This window comes from Nocardia sp. 348MFTsu5.1 (assembly GCF_000383535.1).
Lineage (GTDB): Bacteria > Actinomycetota > Actinomycetes > Mycobacteriales > Mycobacteriaceae > Williamsia > Williamsia faeni.
On the sequence record NZ_KB911517.1, the window covers coordinates 19,100 to 41,272 of the forward strand.

At 60.4% G+C, this 22,173-nt stretch carries 16 protein-coding genes and 1 pseudogene; 11 read left to right on the forward strand and 6 right to left on the reverse strand.

The window, feature by feature from the left end; all coding sequences use genetic code 11:
- Positions 1-4: 4 nt before the first annotated feature.
- Positions 5-1,114 carry a helix-turn-helix domain-containing protein gene (locus H290_RS0117185; protein ID WP_028463320.1) on the reverse strand — a complete coding sequence of 370 codons (1,110 nt, stop codon included), beginning with the start codon at positions 1,112-1,114 and terminating at the stop codon, positions 5-7.
- Between the two features lie 191 nt (positions 1,115-1,305).
- Between H290_RS0117185 and H290_RS30745 the strand changes: the two are divergent.
- Positions 1,306-1,587: pseudogene (locus H290_RS30745) on the forward strand (SDR family oxidoreductase); the annotation flags it as partial.
- A gap of 71 nt (positions 1,588-1,658) precedes the next feature.
- On the opposite strand, the gene H290_RS0117200 reads toward H290_RS30745, so the two are convergent.
- Positions 1,659-2,195 carry a pyridoxamine 5'-phosphate oxidase family protein gene (locus tag H290_RS0117200; RefSeq protein ID WP_196809563.1) on the reverse strand — a complete coding sequence of 179 codons (537 nt, stop codon included), beginning with the start codon at positions 2,193-2,195 and terminating at the stop codon, positions 1,659-1,661.
- A 454-nt stretch (positions 2,196-2,649) separates the two neighbouring features.
- Between H290_RS0117200 and H290_RS31200 the strand changes: the two genes are divergently transcribed.
- From H290_RS31200 to H290_RS28930, 7 genes are all read left to right on the forward strand, one after another.
- Complete coding sequence (locus H290_RS31200; protein ID WP_155976898.1) at positions 2,650-3,003, forward strand: hypothetical protein; 354 nt, start codon at positions 2,650-2,652, stop codon at positions 3,001-3,003.
- Positions 2,957-4,027 carry an alpha/beta fold hydrolase gene (locus tag H290_RS0117210; RefSeq protein WP_020108067.1) on the forward strand — a complete coding sequence of 357 codons (1,071 nt, stop codon included), beginning with the start codon at positions 2,957-2,959 and terminating at the stop codon, positions 4,025-4,027. The genes H290_RS31200 and H290_RS0117210 overlap by 47 nt, the downstream gene beginning before the upstream one ends.
- Before the next feature lie 15 nt (positions 4,028-4,042).
- A complete protein-coding gene (locus tag H290_RS0117215; RefSeq protein WP_196809564.1) occupies positions 4,043-4,600 on the forward strand; it encodes a GNAT family N-acetyltransferase in 558 nt (185 codons plus the stop codon).
- Positions 4,597-6,174, forward strand: coding sequence for an AMP-binding protein (locus tag H290_RS0117220; protein ID WP_020108069.1), 1,578 nt, complete (start codon positions 4,597-4,599; stop codon positions 6,172-6,174). The genes H290_RS0117215 and H290_RS0117220 overlap by 4 nt, the downstream gene beginning before the upstream one ends.
- Positions 6,171-7,310 (forward strand): alpha/beta fold hydrolase, encoded by a 1,140-nt coding sequence (locus H290_RS30250; RefSeq protein ID WP_020108070.1) that lies wholly within the window; start codon positions 6,171-6,173, stop codon positions 7,308-7,310. The genes H290_RS0117220 and H290_RS30250 overlap by 4 nt, the downstream gene beginning before the upstream one ends.
- Positions 7,311-7,485: 175 nt before the next feature.
- The gene (locus tag H290_RS30750; RefSeq protein ID WP_081631619.1) at positions 7,486-7,680 is read left to right on the forward strand and encodes a ferredoxin; all 195 of its coding nucleotides are present in this window, start codon (positions 7,486-7,488) and stop codon (positions 7,678-7,680) included.
- 474 nt (positions 7,681-8,154) lie between these two features.
- On the forward strand, positions 8,155-9,342 hold the full coding sequence (locus tag H290_RS28930) for a cytochrome P450 (RefSeq protein WP_020108071.1): 1,188 nt from the start codon (positions 8,155-8,157) through the stop codon (positions 9,340-9,342).
- Between the two features lie 1,242 nt (positions 9,343-10,584).
- On the opposite strand, the gene H290_RS0117240 is transcribed toward H290_RS28930, so the two are convergent.
- The 3 genes from H290_RS0117240 to H290_RS0117250 form a co-directional block, all read right to left on the reverse strand.
- Complete coding sequence (locus tag H290_RS0117240) at positions 10,585-11,487, reverse strand: substrate-binding domain-containing protein (RefSeq protein ID WP_231373729.1); 903 nt, start codon at positions 11,485-11,487, stop codon at positions 10,585-10,587.
- An 890-nt stretch (positions 11,488-12,377) separates the two neighbouring features.
- Complete coding sequence (locus H290_RS30755; protein ID WP_028463322.1) at positions 12,378-12,776, reverse strand: Zn-ribbon domain-containing OB-fold protein; 399 nt, start codon at positions 12,774-12,776, stop codon at positions 12,378-12,380.
- Positions 12,773-13,969, reverse strand: a complete 1,197-nt coding sequence (locus tag H290_RS0117250; RefSeq protein WP_155976900.1) for a hypothetical protein — start codon at positions 13,967-13,969, stop codon at positions 12,773-12,775. Before H290_RS0117250 ends, H290_RS30755 begins: the two co-directional genes overlap by 4 nt.
- 934 nt (positions 13,970-14,903) lie before the next feature.
- On the opposite strand from H290_RS0117250, the gene H290_RS0117260 reads away from it, so the two are divergent.
- Positions 14,904-16,238 carry an NtaA/DmoA family FMN-dependent monooxygenase gene (locus H290_RS0117260; RefSeq protein WP_028463323.1) on the forward strand — a complete coding sequence of 445 codons (1,335 nt, stop codon included), beginning with the start codon at positions 14,904-14,906 and terminating at the stop codon, positions 16,236-16,238.
- 14 nt (positions 16,239-16,252) lie between these two features.
- Here H290_RS0117260 and H290_RS0117265 read toward each other — a convergent pair whose 3' ends face one another.
- Positions 16,253-18,382, reverse strand: a complete 2,130-nt coding sequence (locus H290_RS0117265) for a molybdopterin-dependent oxidoreductase (protein WP_020108078.1) — start codon at positions 18,380-18,382, stop codon at positions 16,253-16,255.
- A 751-nt stretch (positions 18,383-19,133) separates the two neighbouring features.
- Between H290_RS0117265 and H290_RS0117275 the strand changes: the two genes are divergently transcribed.
- The gene (locus H290_RS0117275; RefSeq protein WP_020108080.1) at positions 19,134-20,009 is read left to right on the forward strand and encodes a TauD/TfdA family dioxygenase; all 876 of its coding nucleotides are present in this window, start codon (positions 19,134-19,136) and stop codon (positions 20,007-20,009) included.
- A 148-nt stretch (positions 20,010-20,157) separates the two neighbouring features.
- Positions 20,158-21,171, forward strand: coding sequence for an NAD(P)-dependent alcohol dehydrogenase (locus tag H290_RS0117280; protein ID WP_028463324.1), 1,014 nt, complete (start codon positions 20,158-20,160; stop codon positions 21,169-21,171).
- The last annotated feature ends 1,002 nt before the right edge of the window (positions 21,172-22,173 follow it).

Consider the following 22,173-nt stretch of genomic DNA (forward strand, 5'->3'; position numbering starts at 1 on the left):
AGCGTCAGCAGTTTGCTGCCAGTCGCCGCCCGGTCAACGCGATGCGGGCACGAAGGAGTCCATCGGGATCGTCCAGTGTCCATCCGAGGGCGCGCGCAATGTTGGCAATCCTGGTCGCCACCGAGCTGTGATGCATGTGCAGCACCAACGCCGCCTGTCGCAGGGACCCGGTCCGGCAATACGTCTCAAGGATCTGGACATCTGTTCTCCCGCCATAAGTGTCGGCGAGGGCGACCAACTGGGCGATGTCGGGCTCCGCAAGAAGTCGTTCCCGCGGTAACTCCGCGAGCAACGCCAACGACCCGAGTGTCATATGGTCGACGACGGCGTGATGCCCTCCACCTGCGACGGCGAACCTAAAGGCGATCTGTGCCTGGTTCAGAGAGTTGCAGGCCTCGAGACCCGAACAGGGCCGGCCGATCCCGACCCGGATGCCGTCCCACGTGGCGTCGTCGCGTTGCGCTGCACGCAGCGCTCCCGCGATGTCGCGCACACCGTCGTGTTGAACGAACAGGATCTCGGACAGCGAGCCTATCTCCCGTGCGCCGGCGACCCGACCTGATGTGGTCCTGGCAACCAATCCGGCCGCATCGGCGATGGCTTCATCCGATCCGGAATCGAGCACGATGACGCGAACAGACACATCGGGACCCACCCCGAGCAGTCGAAGAGCGTGAGTTCGGTCGTCCGCCGACTCATCCCCCGCCATAACCAGATCGACAAGGGCGGTATCTCCGGCCCGCGGGAACAATGAGTGTTGGTGCGTGGCGCTCAGGAGGCGGGCGCTGATCGACGCTCGCTCGAGAACGAGATCATCGACCGTCGCCGGCCCACCGGACCGCTCCAGCCACAGTCGGCCAACCCTGTCGACGTCGACACCGCTGGACTCGATCCCTTGGTGCGAAGTGATGTTGCGCCCATCCGGCGCGATTCGCAGCGTCTCTGCACCCGGCCGCGACAGCCCGGCCGGACATTCCGCCAAAGCGGCAGTCGCCCGAACCAATTGCACGAGCGTCGCTCCCCGATCGACGAGTGCATCGAAGTATGCGATGACCCGGACCGCTGCCTCCGAATCGGCGTCAACTGCGGACAGTCGAAGAAGCAGACCCTTCATGCGATCGAGCATACCGACTCCGGTGTTACCGACCATGGGCTTTCGCACTACCCGAGACAACCTCGGGTGGCCGCCGATTGGAGTACTCGGCTAGGATCGGCATATCCAAAACGTCTGACCGCCAACTAATTCAGATGTCGCTTCCGCCCATCGACGTTGAGGTTCGACTTCTTCCCGGACCAGGTCCTGGCAAAAAACTGGGAGCGAACAACATCAGGGTCAACACCGTTCACCCACCCAACGTTGCCACCCCGATGCTTCTGAACGAGCCCATGTACTAACTCTTCCGCCCCGACCTCGAATCGCCCACTCGCGCCGACTTCGAAGTAGCTGCCGCAGCGATGAGCCTCCTACCCAACGCCGCGCTCGATCCGGTCGAGATATCGAACGCGATTCTCTATCTGGTGTCTGACGACGGGAAGTATGTAACCGGAACGACGTTTGCCGTCGACGCCGGCGGCCAGCTCGTATGAGCGTGTACTGCCCGAGGTTCACACACCGGTCCACGGTGCGGTCGCGGACCGGTGTGTGAAGAACTCGGGTACTACTTCCACTCGGCGAACGAGGCCTTCGCAGTCGTCTTGGGTTGAATGATCTCTCCGTAGCGCTTTGCCATCGAGCCGCTCAGGTCGCTGCCTTCTGCGCCGGGTCGCCAGGTCTTCACCGACTTGGACGGGTTCTCGAACGGGACGGAGTACAGCGCGTAGGGAATTTTGCTCGTCGCCTCGATCCAGTAGTCCACCTTCTCCTCACCCAATTCCTTGACGATCACCTTCCGGTTGATGTCGGCCCACTCCTGCTCCTGACCGGGCGCGAACAGGCGCTCGGCTTTGACGTTCGACACGGTTACCCTGCGATGGGGTGCGCTCGGTTCGTCGATCGAGAGACTGATACTCGGGTTCACATCGAGGTGTTTGCACCACACAGACTTCGCGCGGGGAGTGATCAGGATGGCGGAGCCTGTGAAGAGGAAGCTTGCCGGCACGACGTACGGCGACCCGTCGGCCGCCAAGGTCGCGATGTGGGCGACCTTGTACTCCGTCAGGAATTCGTTGACTTCTTCAGTGGTAAGACGGGGCACTCTGATCTCCTGGGATGGACGGAAGAATCCTCCGGCCGGAGGATCTGCATCTCCGCGTCGATCGACCACTCAGTATTAGTCGACATCGACGTGAGGCACGTCGGCCTGGGGCGTCGTGACGACGCCCCTCGGACAGCCGTTGTTAGTTCTGTGCATCACATATCTACGACTCGGTGATTGATGACACAAAAAAATAGTACGATCGCACTATGCAATATGTCAACCACACTAAGTCTCGCCCGATGTGGTGCACTGTGAGTGCTCGCGGAACCTGGCGATCTGAGATGCCACTGCCCACCCCGGCATCCGAGGACGACTCCGCGTATCAGCAAAACGACTGGATTCGAACAACTTCCGCAGCGAGCGCGGCCAGGGCGAGATCGGATGAGGTGACATCGGTGCACACAGGGGTTTCACCAGGCGCGAGCACCGCGCAGACGGATTCGGCAATCAGATGAGCACCCCCAGGCCATGGTGGCTACGCGGCATCCAGGCCGTCGACAGCAAAGCAGGTCCATTTCTCGAGGGGGTCGTGGCGCACGACACCTTCGCGGTGGGGATGACCGTCATCGGTCGCGGTCGCCGCGGTGTCGAGCGCCGGATAGAGCGTCTGTCGCGCCATATCCTGCACGGACTCAACTTGCCCACCGCCACCGATCAGAATCGGCTGCTGATCCAGGTCGCCGCGGTCGAGCACAGGGTACGAGAGCTGAGCAAAGAGCTCGACGATGCGCGCACCGACGACACAGAGGAGGTGCGCAATGGTCTCTCTCGTCCCGACGAGCGTGCTCGACAAGGTAACAACTGAGGTCGCCCGTGCACAGGTCCGTGCGCGGAACGGACTCAAACACATCGGCGGATTCGGTGGGAGTGAGATCGCCGTCAGTTCCAGACGCCTGGTGTGGCAGCGGGATTCGGTGAAACTGTATCGCTACGACTCCGAGAAGCGGACGCGCGGCACCCCCCTGGTGTTGGTGCACAGCCTGGTGACGAAGCCGTATGTGCTCGATCTCCGCGCGGGCAGCAGTCTGATCGCGGACTTCTTGGAACAGGGATTCGATGTCTACCTTCTCGACTGGGGAGTGCCTCAGCCGGTGGACGCACACAACGGTGTGGTCGTCTACTGCGACGAATACATTCCGTTGGCCCTGGAAGCCGCCCGCGCGGAGTCCGGCGCGGACGAGGTGAGCGTGCTGGGCTATTGCCTGGGCGCCTTGCTGACACTGGTGTCAGCGGCAGGCAACTCCGACTTGCCGGTCCGCAGCCTCGTGCTGCTGGCGACGCCGATCGACCTCGGAAAGATGGGACCAATGTCATCCCTGTTGGAGCAGGGCCGACTCGAACCCGAAGACCTGGTGGATGAGACCGGCAACGTCCCGGCCGGGACGGTTCGGGCGATCTTCCGGCTGATACAACCAACTGCGCCGTTGACGACCTATTCGAGCCTGTGGCAGAGCTTGGCCAATGACGAGGCATTAGCCGCACACAATGCACTGATCGGTTGGTCCAACGACCACATTCCGTTGCCGGGCAAAGCATTCGAAGAAGTCGTGGATGTCTTTATCCGCCAGGGCCTGTTGCTCACCGGTAGATTCCCACTCGGATTGCGCACCGTCGAGCTGGCGGCGATCAGCTGCCCCGTGCTCAGCGTCGTCGGCGAGAGGGACAACTTGGTGCCGCCTGAGGCCACTGCGCCCCTGGCCGAGCTGTTGGTCAATGCGGACCTGGAACAGCTCATCCTTCCGGCTGGTCATGCCGGGTTGTTCGTCGGACGCCAGGCGCGGACCCGATGTGTGCCGTCAATAGTCGCCTGGCTGACTGAACATAGTTGAACGAGAGGGCTTCGCATGACTGACGTAATTGTCTCACCACCCGTGGTCACAGAAATGACCTCGGCCGACATCCCCGCGGTGAACGTTTTCATATCTCGGGTACCCCGCGGTGAGTACCTGTTCTTGAAAGAGGACCTCGGCAATCCAGATGTCATCGACAGCTGGCGCACCCGCCACGGTAGCCGGGTGTTGATCGCCACCGCCGGCGATGAGGTCGCGGGCCTACTTGCGGTGATTCCGGGACTCGGCTGGTCCGCACATGTCGGGGAGCTCCGGCTCGTCGTCGCGCCGGAATGGCGCGGCAAGGGTATCGGCGCCGCCCTGGCACGTCGCGGCCTGCAGTCGGCCGTCGACTCGGGCTTGATGAAGCTCACCACGGAAGTCCTCTCCGATCAATCCGGCGTCATAAGCCTGTTCAACGAACTCGGGTTCGTCGGCGAGGCACTGCTGACCGATCAGGCACGCGACGAGACCGGTCAACTCCACGACATCCTCGTCCTCGCCCATCCGGTGATCGAGGCATGGTCATCTGCGACCATGCTCGGTGTCGGCGATGAAGGAAGCACACGATGATCGACGCACGGACGTCGCTGATCCTGATGAAAGCCAACACCTCGGTGTTCGAGCGACCGGATCGGATCGGACGGGCCATGCGCGCAGCGATCGCGCACGGCAACGGCATGCTCGGTGCCGTGGCGGCTTCAGCAGCCCGGTACCCAGAAGTCACCGCCGTCTCCGCTCCCGGCCACCGGGTCACGTATCGCGACCTCTGGCAGGGCTCGAATGCGTTGGCGCGCGGTCTGGCCCGCGCCGGGGTCGGGCCCTCGAGCCGGGTGGGAGTGTTGTGTCGCAATACGCCGACGTTTGTCTACGCCCTTCTCGGCGCCGCCAAGCTGGGCGCCGACATCGTTCTCCTCAACACAGCGATGGGGCCCGGACAACTGGCCGATGTCATCGAGCACGAACAACTGACCACAGTGCTCCACGATGACGACTTCGGACGAGTTCTCAAGGGCATCGATGGCGTCAGGACCATCGACGCCACCGAGATCGCACTCCTGAGCAGTATCCATCGCAGTGCCAATCTCTCGAGGCCTCGTCAGGAAAGCCGACTGATCATCCTGACGTCAGGGACGACGGGACGACCGAAGGGCGCAGCCCGGTCGTCGGGTGGTTCCGGCATCGACGGTGTCGCCGCGCTTCTCGGCGCGATCCCTTTGCGGCTCCGCGACACGGTCGTGGTTTCCGCACCGTTCTTCCATGCCTGGGGACTGGCGAACCTGCTCATCGGCCTGGGTCTGTCCGCGACCATTGTCACCGCGCCGGAATTCGATGCCGCACAAACGTTGTCGCTGGTGTCGCGTCGCAGAGCCCGGGCACTGGTGGTGGTCCCGGTGATGCTGCAGCGCATGTGCTCGCTCCCTCCAGAGCAGCTCGCCGCGATCGACACCAGCTCGCTGGCGATCATAGCGTCGAGCGGTTCGGCACTACCCGGCCGGCTCGCCACCGAGGTACTCGATCGTTTCGGGCCGACGCTCTACAACGTATACGGATCAACCGAGGTCGCGACCGCCACGGTGGCCGGCCCTACGGATCTGAGGACGTCTCCGACCACGGCGGGGCGTCCTGCCCCCGGGGTCCGGGTGTCCATCACGGACGATGACGGTAAACCGGTCGACGCCGGCGCCATCGGCCGCATCTTCGTCGCCAATGCGGCTCGTTTCGACGGATACACCGGTGGCGGCGGAAAAGAGATCGTCAATGGTCAACTATCCACCGGGGACAAAGGGTATTTCGACGAACACGGCAGGTTGTTCGTCGTGGGCCGCGATGACGACATGATCGTCTCTGGCGGCGAGAACGTGTATCCCTCAGAGGTCGAGGACTTCCTCAACCAGGATGAACGGATCACCGAGGCTGCGGTGGTCGGGATCGACGACGACCAGTTCGGCCAGGCCCTCAAAGCCGTCATCGTCGCGAAACCGGGTTCCGACATCGACGTTCGTGAGCTAAAAGAGGACATCGCCCAGAACTTGGCGAAGTACAAGGTGCCACGGGTTTTCGAGTTCGTGGACGAGCTGCCGCGTAACGCCACCGGCAAGATCCTGCGGCGTCAGCTGCGCCCCGAACCAGGAGTCTTCGAATGAACCCGCTGAAACCGCAACTGTCCGAGTCTGCAATGGAACGGCTGGGGCATATCATGATCCCGTTCACCACCAACACGCCACTGGCCAAAGCGACCGGACTCGGAATCCGCAATGAGGCGATAGTCCGTCGTACCGTTTCAGCTCCGGTGCAGTTCGGCACCAAGCTCGTCGGCTACAAGACACCGGCCACCCGCCGGCGTCTACGAGAAGTCTCCGCTGCCGCGCAACTGCGTGAGGCGGCCGCCGAGTCTTCCGGAGATTCATCAGCCGCGGGGCGTTCCAACCCCGTACGACCGTTGGTCAACTGGCACGAGGGTGGTAGTGGTCCGGCGCTCCTGCTCCTCAACGGGTTCACCGCCAGTGGTCTGGTGTGGCCCGAAGCGTGGGTGCGGAGCCTAGAAGAGCACTACCGGGTCATCCGGATCGATAATCGTGGCACAGGCTGGTCACGCTCTGCTCCGGCACCGTTCACCCTCGGCGATCTGGCCGACGATGCGCGGGACGTGTTGCGCGCGTGCGGGATCATCCAAGCCACGGTGTTGGGGATCTCGATGGGTGGAATGATCGCGCAGGAACTGGCGATCCGCCACGGCGACTTCGTCGACGAGCTGATCTTGGTCGCGACCAGACCACCCACCCCAGCCCAGATCGCACCCGGTCTCGACGGCTTCCTTGTGCTGATGAGGCAACCGCCTGCCGGAAGCGATCTGCACGAGTTCCTGATCGACGCCTGGGGGCAGACCGTTGGCGAGGGTTTCGCTGATGCGCACCCTGAGGTGATGACAGAAATCGCCGACCAGGCCATCGAGCGCGTCACCCCTCGTAGTGGGATCGTCAGTCAGGCAAGGGCAATAGCGGCATGGAACGGGCCGTCTCGCCTGCGCCGTATCACGGCACACACCACGGTCGTTCACGGCAACCGAGACAAACTCATGCCGGTCGGGAACGGGATGCGGCTGACCCGTCTCATACCCGATGCCAACTACATTGAACTGCCCGGAGTCGGGCACCTGGTGCCTCAAGAAGCTGGAGACGCGTTGCTAGAGTTTCTACAACGCGGCACACAGGTCTCGGCGGAGTCATCGCAATCGACGAAAGGCGATAGCCCAGCGAGCGCCGCTTCGGACGTCACCTGAAGTCCTCGCTCGCCGGGAGCTCAAAGTTACTTCGATCGTTCATCCGATTCTGAGTGCTCACAGCCGCTCTCACTGCCTGAGCTTCTCCTATTTCAACGACGTACGACAAGTGCGGAGAAAAGAACCAATGGTTTCCCCGTCTAATAGCAATTACCTTCACACAGCGGAGCATCATATGAGAATCTCAGTCGACGACAAGTGTGTCGGCCATGGCCAATGCTACGCAGCCGCGCCGGATTTTCTGGAATGCGACAACGACGGCTTTGTTTCGATTCGAGGAATATCCGCCGACGTACCGGCGGACCAAACTGCCGCGGCACGCGACGCAAGAGACTCCTGCCCAGAGAGCGCCATTGTACTCAGCGAGTGACCTTGAGCTCGCACCATCCATCCATGGATTAGAACTCGACCTCGTCCGAACCGCGGATTTTGAAAGGTGCTGCGCACCAATTCAGACGCTAGTTGCAGTAACGGCGAACCGTACATTCGCTGTTCACCTGGAACGATAGGTTCTGGTCGACGCCGGAGGATTGCACTCAGCAGGGAGACACCAAGAATCTTCCCAGTGATGTTGACACGCAGGCGAGTGCGAGTGCACTATTACGTTAGTGCTCGACATCACAATGGATCATCCGCGTGTAACAGGTCGCACGCAGCGGGCGCAGCTAGAAATTCTACGGATCAATAGGTTTTACGCCCGAGGCGCCGAACGAAGTCCGGCGTTTCCTTTGAACGTCTTTCATGCTGCGACGTCTGAGACCTTACGGCCGACTCACCCAAAACGGCACGAAAGTGGCGATGGAAATCAGCTCCGTGTCAAGACTGTTTTCATGAGGAGAAGCATATGGACAAGCTCAGCCCGACATGGTTCGCCGAGACAATGGGATTCCTGACCGGCTATTTAGATCCGAACAATCCGCAGCCCGACGTCCAGAAAAAATTCGCCGAAAGCGGGATCATCCAGCCTCAAGACGGCCTCTTCATGGTCGGAAGCCGCGAGGGCATCACGCAGGTTTGTGGACGCGATGCGGCCTTCTCGTCAGAAGAAGCCATCCGAATCGGAAACATTCGACCGCAAATCCCCATGCACCTCGATCCGCCGGAGCACGCGAAGTACCGGAAGTTGCTGGACCACTTGTTCTCTCCGAAGCAGATGACGGGCGTCGAAGACGAGATCGTCAATCGGGCAAACAGCCTCATCGACGCTTTCCAAGACCGCGGTGAGTGCAACTTCACGAACGAGTTCGCCGAGCCCTACCCGGGAATGATCTTCCTCGACCTCATGGGGCTGCCCCAATCAGACCGCCTCACACTGCAATCCATGGTCGATGCAATCTTCCATCCCGGCGAGGGCGTCACGACCGACATCGACGAGATTGCCCGTATTCAGAACGAAGGCGGACAACGGGTCTATGACTACTTCGAACAGGTGATCGCGGACCGTCGGAAGAAGCCGAGCGACGACGTCGTCAGCGGCTTCCTCGAAGTGGAGGTCGACGATCGACCTCTCACCACCGAAGAGATGCTGGACATGTGCTTCACCCTGCTGGTAGGAGGCCTCGATACTGTGAAGGCCACGCTGACGGCATTCATGGCGTTCTTGGGTCGAAATCCGTCGTACCGCGACCAGTTGGTTGCCGACCCGACCACGATTCCGCAGGCGACCGAAGAAATGCTTCGCTGGGAGACCCCGACCACGCTGTTCATCCGACGTTCGACAGCAAACCAGGAAGTTCTCGGTTGTCCTGTGAAGGAGGGCCAGATGGTGATCCTCAACAACGCCGCCGCGAATCTTGACCCTGACGTCTTTCCAGATCCCATGACCGTCGATTTCAGCCGCAAACCGAACCGTCACATCGCCTTCGGCGCCGGCGTCCACCGCTGTCTCGGCTCGCACCTCGCGCGTAGAGAGCTGAATGTCGCCATGCAGGAATGGCATCGGCGTATCCCGAACTGGTCGTTGAAGCCCGGCACGAATCTGTCGTCGATGCTTCCCATCCGCAATATCGACAATCTCGAACTCATCTGGTAGCCGACTGCAGGAGGCTCAACCGACAAATTGCGACAGACACCAACCATCCGGTCGTGACGTCGAACCGAGACAATGAAGGCCAACGACACATGGGACCAAACGAGCAACAGCTTCAGGAGCTGTGCGACAACTAAGCTCTGCACAACAACCTGATGAACCACGAGAATTCAACTTGGCGCAGTTTATCGGACCCCTCCGTGCTGAGCGCCGCCGTCTGTCGGGCTGCCTCACGGTGCAAGTCCGAAATTGCTCGGCATCGATCGGGCGGTCTCGTCGGTCGTCGCGAACGGCGCACACCAATATCAACCTTGACTGATGGATCTGATGACGACAGTGGAAGACACAGACTTCGCAAGTGTTCGACTAACTTCTCGATGCCTGGCAGGTTGCGGCGGATTCGTCCCGCCCAGTTCCGCGAACGACAATCGAATGATTTCGTCAACATTGCCAGAGGCCACCGCTCTGGTCCAAACCCCCAGCCATTACGCACGGGGGTGGCCGAGGAAGTGGGCGCCGAGTGGTTACGTCAGGGCAGTTGCCCGAGCACACTGCCACCGTGACGACCGCCGTACCTGACTTCGAGTCGCCGCGCGATTCTCCGGGTTTAACGATTGCCCCGCGAGTGCGGTTCTCAGTTACGAGAGCGCCGGTATCGCCCGCGGCGGCAGTGTCGCGTCCGGTCGCGAAGCGCGCCGCAATTCAGGAAAGTCTGATCCGCCCTCTACCGCGATCGTGACTACGCCCGCGATCTCGACATCTATGGCAACATTGCCCTATGTCGGGTCATTTCTACTGGCCGCCCAGAGTCTGGGACTCGGCGCCGATTCCACAGGGATCTCGGATTTCTCGGCGTAATCTTCGAAGATCGTAAGGCTCTGTGCAGCAGTACCTTCGGATCCCCAGCCACGACCCATGCCGCCGATGCATTGCGGGCGAAGCGGGAGCAGATCTGTCAGCCACCGTCGACTGCGCCGACTCGTAATACACGATCGCCGAGCAATACCAATAGCGTGTACGCGCCCCTAACGGCAACGCGGGGAGTGCCTGCCCTTGCCGCTGGTCCCCCATTCGGTCTGAGATCGCGTCGTGCACGCCAGTCTGAGTCTGGCGGTGGATATCCTCGACCAGGAGTTGCGGTCGACATCGTTGGCCAGCTTGTGCGACATGAATGGGGTGAGTGCGGAATCAATCCGCACCCACCGCATTCATTCGTTCACCGGCGGTAGCCTGACCTGACAACAGTCAGCTTGCCACTAGCCAGACCTTCTTGAACTGTGCCCCGATGTCGGTCGGCTCATTCAGATTGTCAGAGACCTCGAAAGGCTGATCGTTGGTCAACAGCCGCTGCGGCGAGTAGACTTCGTTGTCGATGATCAGCCCTTGATCGTGGCGAAGTGCACCGTCAACAGAGTGCCAGCCAATGAACTCCAGGTTCGTTTGGGTCCAAGCGTTTTCGGTCCCCGCCTTCATTGCAGTCAGGTTCTGTACTCCGCCGCCGTCGCCGGCAATCTTCACCTTGCCCGTCAGTCCGGCAGCAGCTAGTGCCGCTGGCATACCAGCGGAGAAGCTGCCGATCGGGAAGATGACGTACTGAATCGAAGGATCTTGCTGCAGCGCACCGATGATGGTTGCGGGTGCGTTTCCGCTTGCCATGTCCTCGTAGCTGAACTTGAGCTTGGACACGGTGCACTCGTTGCAATTCTCATCGACGAACGTCGTGAATGCTTCATCTTTAACCTTCAGGGCCTCGACGGAATCGACGGAGACAACGAGGGCTTTGCCGGTGCCATTGGAGTCGGCGATCATCCAGTTGGCCATTCGCCTTCCGCTGATCGCAGAGAACTCCGGACCGTCGTAGTTCGAGATGATCGGGCCCGTGGGAGGCGCTGAACTGTAGGCGTTGAGAATCACTGCGCCGGCCTTCTCGTAGGCCGGAATCACCGCCCCGAATTGGGACTCCTGCAGGCTCGTCGTACCCACGGCGGCCGGGCTGAATTGCAATGCCTGGAGCAGAGCCGATACCTGAGTGGCGGGATCAGCAAGCGAATATCCCAGGACCTTGAATGTCCAACCAACTGCTGCTGCAGCCTGTTCCGCGCCTTCGCGCTGGAACTTACAGACCGGTAGGTCACATTCGAGCCACACGAACGTCTTGCCGGCCGCGGGCTTGGATTTCAGCGGCTCGAAGTTGCCGATCGTGGTTATCGGTGCAACGTTCTTTGCAGTGGCACCCTTTGCCGCCGTGACCTGCGCCGGGTCACCGATCTTGGACGAGTCCGAGTTGCTCGATGCGTCTGAGCACCCGGCAATCAGGGCGACCGTCGTCAGCAATGCCGCAGCACCAAGTCCAGCCCGTTTCCATCTGTGACCGCGGCGACTTGCTATGTAGTCCGCACCACCTGTTGGGTTCATCTACTTGCTCCTATTCGATGTGATGATGGAAACTTCCTGGCGTCGAACGTTGTGAGTGGCCAAATCGCCCGCGATCACCGTTGGCGTCTCAGCTGCTCAGTGAATCGGTCACTGAGGCCGGATCTTCCCGCTGTGTCCAACGTCACGTCGTGCCGCTCTGAGTGTTATCTATCACCACTTGATAAGTCAATAGCCTGTTTAGACACGTTCTTTCAAGCATTTCGGACAGGATAAGGCGGGGCCAGTTGGATTTTCGACTGCGCACTATTGGACCTAGGGCCTGGCAGACGTCAATACCTAATGGCCTGCGATAGAATTCGAGGAATCGATCCAGATACGCTGTCTCACAGCTGATTACGTAAGGGGCCGGTTCATACCATCAACACCTGGGACGTGAGTACTCACCCAGGCTAACCGGACGAATTGATTTATCAGCGATTAGTAGAGTGGGTGCTTCGCCCCCTTAACTTGATCATGCGCTGACCATCGAGAACTGGATTACCTCTCCACAACAAAGGACTTCACTTCTCAAGGGAGGAGCCACCAGATCCAGGGCAAGACATTGGTACGTCAGGGACGTTTGCCTCCTCGAGGCGCGTATGAAGACGCAAATTGCTGATGCTCTACGAGGATTCGTCGTCGGGCTCGAAGTTTGGCAGGGTGATTCCGTTGCTGGCGCGGCGAAAGGTGATGTGTCCCGGCAGGTCTATCCGCAACCGATCAAAGTGACCGTACGAGATCTGCACCGGCATCCGCGGTCCTTCTGCGAGCTGCACCTCGGCGACTATGTAAGGGGGCACGAAGGCCGCGAAGAGCTGCCGGTGCTCGACGACCCAGGTGGATAAGACGGCGCGGCCGGACACCTTGCGCCAATCGAGTTCTGCCGAAAGGCAGTACGGGCACACGGGCCCGGCGGGCAGATGCGGACGGCCGCACTCTCCACAGAAAGGCAACAACAACTCACCGCGTTCGAAACCATCCCATAGAGGCGCGCTGTCACTTACTTGTAGAATCTCACTCATGCTTCACTCCCAAAGATGATTGAGTCGCCGGCGGGAAAAGCCCATTGCAATAGCCGGGGATCAGGGATTTGCCCCGCACCGGCCTCGCCGCGTATCTGTCGCGTCATCTCCGCGATCATGTTCCATCCACACATGTGAACCTCGGCCATCAGGCCACCCCCGGTGTTCACCGGCAACCGTCCACCCGGAGCGATGCCACCGTCGGCAACGAACTTCGCCGCGCCACCCGGGTCGCAGTGGCCGAAACGCTCGAGCGCGAAAAGTACCAGGGGCGAATAGATGTCATAGGTGTAAAAGCCGCGGATGTCGTCTGGCGTCACGCCCGCCATGTCGAACACCTGCCGTGGGTGTTTTTCGGGGATCGACGGACCCACACCCTGTTGGAGAACGCCCAGACCACGTTGCGAGAAGAGGAACTCTTCTCGGCCAGACCGCATCCCCTGCATGCCACGGATATACACCGGCTGTCGGTTCAATGACCGTGCCCGTTCCGCCGTGGTCACCAAAACTACGACCGATCCGTCGCCGTAGATGGCACCGTCCGATGGCCGAATCGGATCCATGACGAACGATTCCGCGAGGTATTCCTCCGCAGTGAGCGGTTCGTTTCCGAGAAGGGCCCTCGGGTTGAGAGCCGCATGTTCACGCGCCGCCATCGCGACGGGCAGCAATGCGTCGTTGCCCAGACCGTAGGTTTCCAGATAGCGCCGCGTTGCGAGTGCAACGCCCGCCGTCATCGACGTGAGGCCGAAGGCCGGTTGTTGACCATGTGGACCGCCACCCTCACGAGCACCTTCGGCGTCGGTTTCACCTGGTTTCGCTACCCATTTGGCGTCGCTCATGCTGTCCGTTTTGAACGTGTGGATGCAGGCGACCACGTCGGCCAACCCGGTCGCCACCGTGATCGCTGCGTTCTGTAACGCCAGCGTGATGAATCGACCGTGAGTGAAGTACTGCGCGGCATGCCGGATGTCGAGACCGAGTCCGTAGGCCATCCGGTCATAGTCGTCACCGTACGGAGTGCCCATGTGAGTGGCGATCCCGTCGACGTCACCGTGTGACAGACCAGCATCGGCCAACGCCGCTTTGAGCGCTTCGGCAGTGAGGGCCAGTCCGCTCTTCGACGTCGAGCGAGTATACGGCGTCGACCCAACACCGATGATCACACTTTGGGACCGCAGACCAATACTCACGGCCGACTCCTTCGACGCATCTCCACTACAACCATCCCTTTTGATTTCTTTCGTAGTCCCACGCACGCTGCGTGATTCTGAAAGAAGCTTCACCGAGCCTGACGCTCATCCGACGGTACGAGGCGATGATGTCGGGGTCGGTGAGGCGATGGATCGCCATCGAGGCTCCTCCACTGAGCGCTGGGTTCGGCGTTCGTCTTGACGTGCTCGATTGCTCCACAGGATCCGATGAGAATGCGGAACGCTGGTTGACATTTGGCCCTTCGGAACCGAACGTCACACGCAGAAATGCCCGCCTCGACAGAGGCCTCAGAGGCGTATCCACCAACTCGTAGGAGTGCTACCTGGCGAAATTGTGCCCGCATCATCAGATCGCCATGCTGCCACCGATGAGTGGAAACGTTCTCGTGGTCAAGCAGCTCGTCGGCAACCGTCGAAGGGAGATCCTTACTCAGATAGGAATCAAACTCGGTGCCAAATCTGCTGGCCAGCGGAGTCCACGCAACCGTCATTCCACTCTCACTTCCTCGCAACATGGACCACTCGCGTACCCGAATGGCCGACTTAGTTGACAACGCTCCGCTGCCGAAGTCCCGCGCAGTCGGTACCGCGCGCTGTGATTCGCGATACATTTTGGACACTGTAGATATAGTGCACTTGTACGAATCGGAATGTCAACCGCACTAGCGATCGCAGTTCCGACGATGCAAAGTCGGCGCGTCGCACCGTCCGTCTCTGGTGCGCTATCCTAATAACGGAGAGTGTCCCCGTATAGTGGAGCCGAAAGGCGGCGAAAGTCTCCTCAAACCGATCAGGCGATTCGGTGGCAGCTGTCCAACGGATGACCGGTCGACAGAATTTTGACCCGCCGCTCGGGTGGATCCTGATCCACATCACTACGTGGACAAGCATATTCAACAGATGAAGGTGGACGATGCCTGGCGCTAAGATGATGATCCTCGGCATGCAGATGGGTAACGGTTACGGCACCCACCCGGGTGCCTGGCGTGCACCCGGCGTTGACCCTTCGAGCTACACGGACTTCGACCAAATGGTTCGATACGCCCAAGCGGCAGAACGCGGTAAGCTGCAGTTCCTGTTCGTACCCGATCAGCCGGTGCTGGCGGTCGACGTTGAAGAGGAAGCCCCCCAGTTCACCCTTGATCCCCTTCTGACTCTCGCCGCGATCGCCCGCGGTACCGAACGTATCGGAATGGTCGCAACCGGATCGACGACGTTCAGCGAGCCCTACAACCTCGCTCGGCAGTTCAAGGCTCTTGATGTCATGAGCCACGGTCGGGCCGGGTGGAATGCAGTGCCCACGTCCAACCCGGCCGCCGCGGCAAACTTTGGCGCCCCGATCCCGCCTCGACCCCAGAAGTACGAACGAGTCCATGAGACGATCCAGATCGTCCAGGCACTGTGGGGAAGTTGGGAGCGGGACGCGTGGACGCGAGACCCGGCCAACGGACGATTCGCAGATCCGGCGAAGATCAGGCCGATCAACTTGAGTGGAAATCAGGTCGCGTCCCGCGGACCTCTTCCCATTCCTCCGTCTGAACAAGGCCAACCGGTGATCTTCCAGGCCGGCGGTGGCGGCTACGGACTCGAGGTCGCCGGAAGGTACGGCAGTGGCATCATCGGTGCTCCGCACACGATAGAAGCAGCTCGCGCCGAACGCGCCGCTGCCCGCGATGCAGCAGAACGGGCGGGCCGCAACCCTGACGAGATCAAATTCTTTGCCGGTGTCATGCCATCCATTGCTCCGACAAAGCGGGCTGCACTCGACCGCCGGATCGCGCTCGGCACACAAAGCCTCCCCAGACTTGTTCCCTATTTGGGGTCGATGCTGAACCTCGACCTCCGTCAAAGCCAACTCGACCGGCCCCTGACTTCGCAGCAGGTGACACAAGCGCGGGCGACGCCCCACGATCCACGGTCCGCTAACGCCCTGAGAGTTGCCCGCGAAGGCTGGACGGTTCGGGAAATTTTGGCGCACGGCGTCATCGACTACCACCCCGTCGTTCCCGGGCCCGCATCTGACACCGCAGACCACATGCAGGAATGGTTCGAAGCGGGGGTAGTGGATGGATTCTGGCTCATCGTCGACGTCTACGCCGATGGCGTCGACACGCTGGTGGACGAACTGATCCCGATATTGCAGGAGCGGAGACTCTTTCACCTCGACTACGAGGGAACCACCCTCCGCGATCATCTGGGCATCCCCGAACAGTACGGTATCGACCGAAGACTGACGGCTACCGAGTAGTGGGACCGCGCTGGCTATGCGCGCTCCACCTGGACCGGCACGCCGGAGATCCAGGACATGAAGCTCAACGGTTCGTAGGACCCGATCCCCGTGGGCATCAAGACGTTACAGTTCGCTCCGGGCTTGTGCGCCGCAATCCGCATGGTGCCGGCCCGGCTTGTTCCATAGCCGTGACTCATCGCCACTACGCCCGGTCGCATGTCCTCATCGATATACACGTGGGATTCGATCTCGCCGTGCTCGTTCCACACCCGGATCGGATCTCCGTCGAACAAGCCAATGCTCGCCGCATCGTGCTCGCACATGTGCAAGGGGTTGTCACGGTTTCGTCCGCGTCGAAACTTCGGCACGTTGACCAGCGAACTGTTCTGCATGTATTTAGTCCGGAGGCTGATCATCTTCAGCGTTCCCTCCGGTTCGGCCGACATCGAGTCGAAGATCGCGACGCACCGGTCAATTAGACCGTCGTCCGTCAACGCCGCCGGGAGGCAGTCGATGAGGTGGTCGGGATGCTGCAAGCACTGTTCGTAGAGGGAATCCCTCTCCGCTTCGGCGAGCATCGCGGTGTTGAACGGTTGTTCTCGTAGTTCGTCGACACTCAGTCCTTTGGGCGCGAGTGCCGCATCGAACAAGAACGTCGGGTCGGTCGCGTCAGGGTGCGTATCCAACGATGACGAGACGCCCATCTCCTGAGCGATGCGCGCCAGTATCCACCATCCGTCGCGCCGTTCGTGCATGGGTTCGACGACCGCCTCTGTATACGACACATAAGGTTTCGGTTGCATCCCACTCGACGGGGTCAAATTAATGTCCGATCGCTCGAGCCAGTCCGTACCCGGGAGTACGTAGTCGGCCATCTCACCGGTCACGTTGCGATAGAGGTCGACAGCGACCATAAGGTCGAGTTTCTCCATCGCGGCGCGCACGCGTACTTCGCCGCCGACCGTCAAAAGTGGATTGCCATACCAGGAAATAATGGCCTTGATGTCGCCGCTCTCGATCAGATCCGCGATCAGTGTCGCCGGGAGTTTCGAATGGCCCGGAGGGTTCGGCAACTCGAGTGGACCGATCGTCGTCTCGATCACCTTCTTGCCGATGATCGGAGGGCAATAGTCGTTAAGACCCGCAGGTTTGAAGGTTCCGCCGACACGGCCCAGGTTTCCGGTCGTGAAGTTGATCATCTCAGCGAGCCAAAATGCCAGCAGCCCTTGCCGACTCTGATTCACCCCGGTCGATATGTAGACGATGGCAGAAGGCGCCGCGACGATTTCCCCGGCGATCACCTTAATTTCAGCCGCAGCGACACCGGTGACGGCCTCAACCGTTTCCGCCGGATAGCAGCTGACAAAATCAATCAAACCGTCGAAGTTTTTGCCGTGCTTCTGGATCAGTTCGTCGTCGAATCCCTTCAGAACGTCGATCTCGTGGAGTATGGCGGCGAGGAAATACACGTCGGAGCCCGGTTTGATCAGCACAGTCGGGCCGGTTTCGGCCATCGAGGACTCGATCCGGCGTGGATTGACGAACCGAACCTTGCCGCCTCGTTCGACCATCCTCTTGACGACATCAAGATTGTCCTGGGGTGCCGACATCAGTGTCCATCGCGAGACTCGAGGGTTGGCACCGACGCACAGCAAATAGTCTGTGTTCTCGAGGTCGGGAATCATGAATGAGCTCGTGGAGCCGTAGATGAGCCCGGCGCCGGTCGTCTTGTTGGCCATGTCTTGCGTGGCTCCACCGAATTTGATGCTTGTCCCCACTGCCTCCATGAACGGGCCCAGTGTCAGCAGTCCCGACGAATCGAACGCGGACGGGTTCCCCTGGAACAGCGCGATGGAGTTCGGGCCATGCTCTTCGAGGATTGCGCGCAGTCGCGCACCGATGTCCTTCAGCGCTGAATCCCATTCAGTCCCTTCGAACTTCCCGGGTTCGGTTTTGGCATTGGTCCGGCGCTGGGGTGAGTTGACGCGGTCAGGGTCATTATGAACATCGGCAAACCCCAACCCCTTGTGGCAGGCGATACCTCCGGATTGATGGCCGTGAGCCGGTGAAAGTTCGAGGAGCTGGCCATGATCGTCGAGAGTTGCGGTCAACGGGCAATTCGGTTCACAGATACGACAGAACGTCGCCTTGGTTTCCGTCATTTATCTTCTCCATCTGAGTTGGCGTACCGGAGCATCGATTCGCGGTCGGTGTACTTCACCCGAGGTCTCCCCTATGGGTCGCCTCGAATACGTTCGGTGTGGTCGATCTTTGACCAATCACGCTTCTGCACCACGTCCGCTCTCTCTCTTGAATGCGGGCCAGCACCGTGGCGGCAGATACCGCACCCAGCGCGGCTCCGTCGTCGGTCAAGTCCGCGAGCAAGTTCCCAACGCTCTCGTCAGCACAATTCTGGTGGCTGCCGATGATCCCTTGGGCACAGCGTTTCGCCACCCTGTGACATACATGCGGGGGGATTGCCCCTCGAGTCGATGACCCTGCCCTGCTCGTCGGGCACGAAGCAGCGGACCTCGTCGAACGGTAGGTCGAGACTTCACACCTCGATAGCCGACCGCACGGAAGAGTATTCGTGACCCTGGCATCTGGGCGTGAGCTGCCGGCGGACGGCGATCGCCACATCATCCGCGACATCACACGCTTCTGTTCATGTTGCACAACAGGTGAATAGTGCGCTCGAACTAGGTTGCGCGTCAATTGCCTAAGAACGCCGAGCGCATGGCCGCCGGAGAAAATTAGTGCACTTGACAGTCGCCGGGTGTCAGATGCACTATATTCGAAGCTGGACGTGGTCTCCATCACATGTTGGTCCCGCGATGCCAGCGTCAGGCGACGGATTCGATCGATACCCGTAGCTGGAAATCATCGAACGCAGAAATATGAGAGGCAAGACGGATGACGACAACAAAGATCGCTTGGACTCCGATCCGAGAAGAGTTCGGCGCCCGGATCGAGATCGATCTGAACACCGAGCTCACGGACTCCGTCCTCGAGGAGCTGTCGAGGATCTTCGATGAACGCCACATGCTGATCTTCCCAAACCAGGACATCGACCTTGAGACGCAGCGACGCGTGGTCGCGGCCGTCGGCAAGCCCTTCGACACCGAGGTCCAGTTCGTCTCCTCTCACCATGACCCGCACGGTAAACCCCAGCCAACGCCCACTGACCCGGACCCCCGAACTGTCCAGTTCCACTCGGATCTGGTCTTTCACGAGACCCTGCCTGTTCACGGAATCAGCTTGTACGCACTGGACGTCTCGGGTAACACCGAACCAGGCTTCCAGGGAACCAAATTCATTAGTGCGCGCAGCGGGTACGTACATCTCACGGACAGCGAAAAGGCCGAACTGGAGGGGCGCACCCTCCTATCTCTGCACTCGCTGACATTGAGCACCGAAGACCAGATCGCCCTCCGTAATCATCCGTTCAAGGACATCGAGGATCAGACCACCTGGTGGGCCGAGCATCCGCTGCTCTACCCCCTGCCCCGCACCGGCGAGAAGACGCTCATGTTCATCCCCTGGTTCGCCCACAGCATCAGCGGGATGTCACCTGAGGAAAGCCAGAAATGGTTCGCCCGGTTCGAAGAACTCCTCTACGCCGACGAGAACCAGACGTACAGCCATCGCTGGGAGCAGGGCGACTTCGTTTTCTGGAACAACCTCGCACTACAGCACGCAAAGGAAACCACCGAGCCGTTCGACGGTCCGCTACCGACCCGCGTCCTGCGACGGCAGGCCTACGGTCCGGTAGAGCCAAACCTTTACTGACCACGGGTAGGACCCCGACAAAAACCGTCGACTCTGCAGTTGAGGCCGGGCGCAAGCCCGGCCTCAACTGTGTGCGAGCCACGTAGCGTGCCGGGTCACACCGTCAACTGGCTGACCGATATGAAGAGATCGGCGAACAGGAGAAGATATGGAAGCAGTCCGACTCACTTCTCATTCTGGCTATGACAGCTTGGCACTTAAAGAAGAAGCGATACCGGAACCGGGGCGCTATGACGTGGTCATCCGCGTCCAGGCAGCGAGCCTGAACTACCGCGACACGATTATCACCAAGGGGCTCTACGGCGGTCCGGTGAAGGCTTTGGGTGTACCGCTCTCGGACGGCGCTGGCGAAGTGGCCGCCGTCGGATCAGACGTCACTCGGGTGGCAGTGGGCGATCGGGTGGTGGCAAACTGCCACGCCACATGGATTTCAGGGCCGGTGCTGCCGGAATACCACGCCACGAGTGTCGGTATGACGATCGACGGAATGCTTGCCCAGTACACCGTCCTGCCCGAGACCGGACTGATTCCGATTCCCGACTACATGTCCTACGTGGAAGCGGCGTCGCTCCCTTGTGCGGCAGTGTCGGCCTGGAGTGCCCTGAACATCTCCGAGCCCTTGACTCCTGGCCAGACAGTATTGGTGCAGGGCACAGGCGGAGTAGCACTGTTCGGCCTGCAGATCGCCCGTGCCTTCGGAGCCCGCGTGCTGGCGATCACATCGTCGGACGCCAAGGCACGCACATTGACCGACCTAGGCGCAGAATCAGTGGTGAACTACCGGACCCACCCGGAATGGTCCACCAAAATCTTGAAGCTGACCGCCGGCGTGGGTGTCGACAAGGTGGTCGAAATCGGCGGCGCCGGCACGATTCGGCAATCTGTCGCGTGCGCGCGAATCGGTGGTGAAATCGGAATCGTCGGGTTCGTTGCGCAGGGCAGCGGAGGACTCACGAGCGATGCAGTCCTGGCGCGCTCGCTGCACCTGCAAGGCATGACCATCGGATCACGGCGTAATTTTGAGGCGCTGCTCAACGCGATGTCGGCCGGACAGATTCACCCCGTCATCGACTCGGTGTATCCGTTTGCTGAGTACAAGGAGGCTTATCGGCATCTGGAAAGCGGCCAACACATCGGGAAGATCGTCATCAGCATCGAGTGACTGTTTCGAATCGCCGAATGCTCTGGCCAAGAAGAATCGGACCCTGCCGACGAGAACCAGACGTACGGCCGTCATTGGGAGCAGGGAGACTTCGTTTTCTGGAGCAACCTCGCACTACAGCACGCAAAGAAATACCACCGAGCCGTTCGACGGTCCAACACCCACCCACTTGCTGCGACGACGGGCGCACGGCCCCAAAGAGCCAATCCTCCACTCACGGAGGCACCACACAGGTGAGACGGATGCCTCCTGCGCTAATTGGATTTAGCGCAGGAACTGCCTGACCCGTCCAGGTTGAACTCCGTACACCATCCGGCCTGTGGAGTGATCGCGCGTGTGAAAATGCGGTAGGCAGCCCGTCAGCTCACCAACACCCTCGATCCATCGAACGCGGTCTCTCCGACAGCACGAACCAGCAGATCAAAGTAGGAGTGACGAAGCCACCCGAGCCCCTCGACAGCTTCCGCTGAACTTGACGCAGATCTGGCCAACAACCTGGACAACAACGGACACCCAGGTGGCCATCAATGACTGGGATTCGTTCCCAGATCGCGTTCACCTAGCTTAAAGCCGGTACGCAGAGGGTACGCAGCTGCACCGAAACCGCCCAAAACTGTACAACTGCGCAAACGCGAATAACACTCCCCCACAGCGAGATCCACAAACGCTCAACACGTCCAATAATCAGCAAACATCCACGACGGCAAGTTCAAAACCCGTCCAGTGTCAGTTCGAGTCTGACCGGGGGCACAAAATTTCAGGTCAGAGCGTTATATGCAAGTGCATTAACGAACGTTATGCGTTGGGTACGCAGAGGGTACGCAGGAACTTTCGGAAGTGGCCGTTCTGGCGGGGTAGGAAGCCCAGCAGTGCGGCCACGACCGAACAGCGCAGCGGGCCACATGGCGAACCGACTGGATTGCAATTCCCCACCTGCACAACAGATCTGAAGAATCTGAGCCGGGCCTCCCAGCTATACCCTCCGCATACCCAAATTTGGGA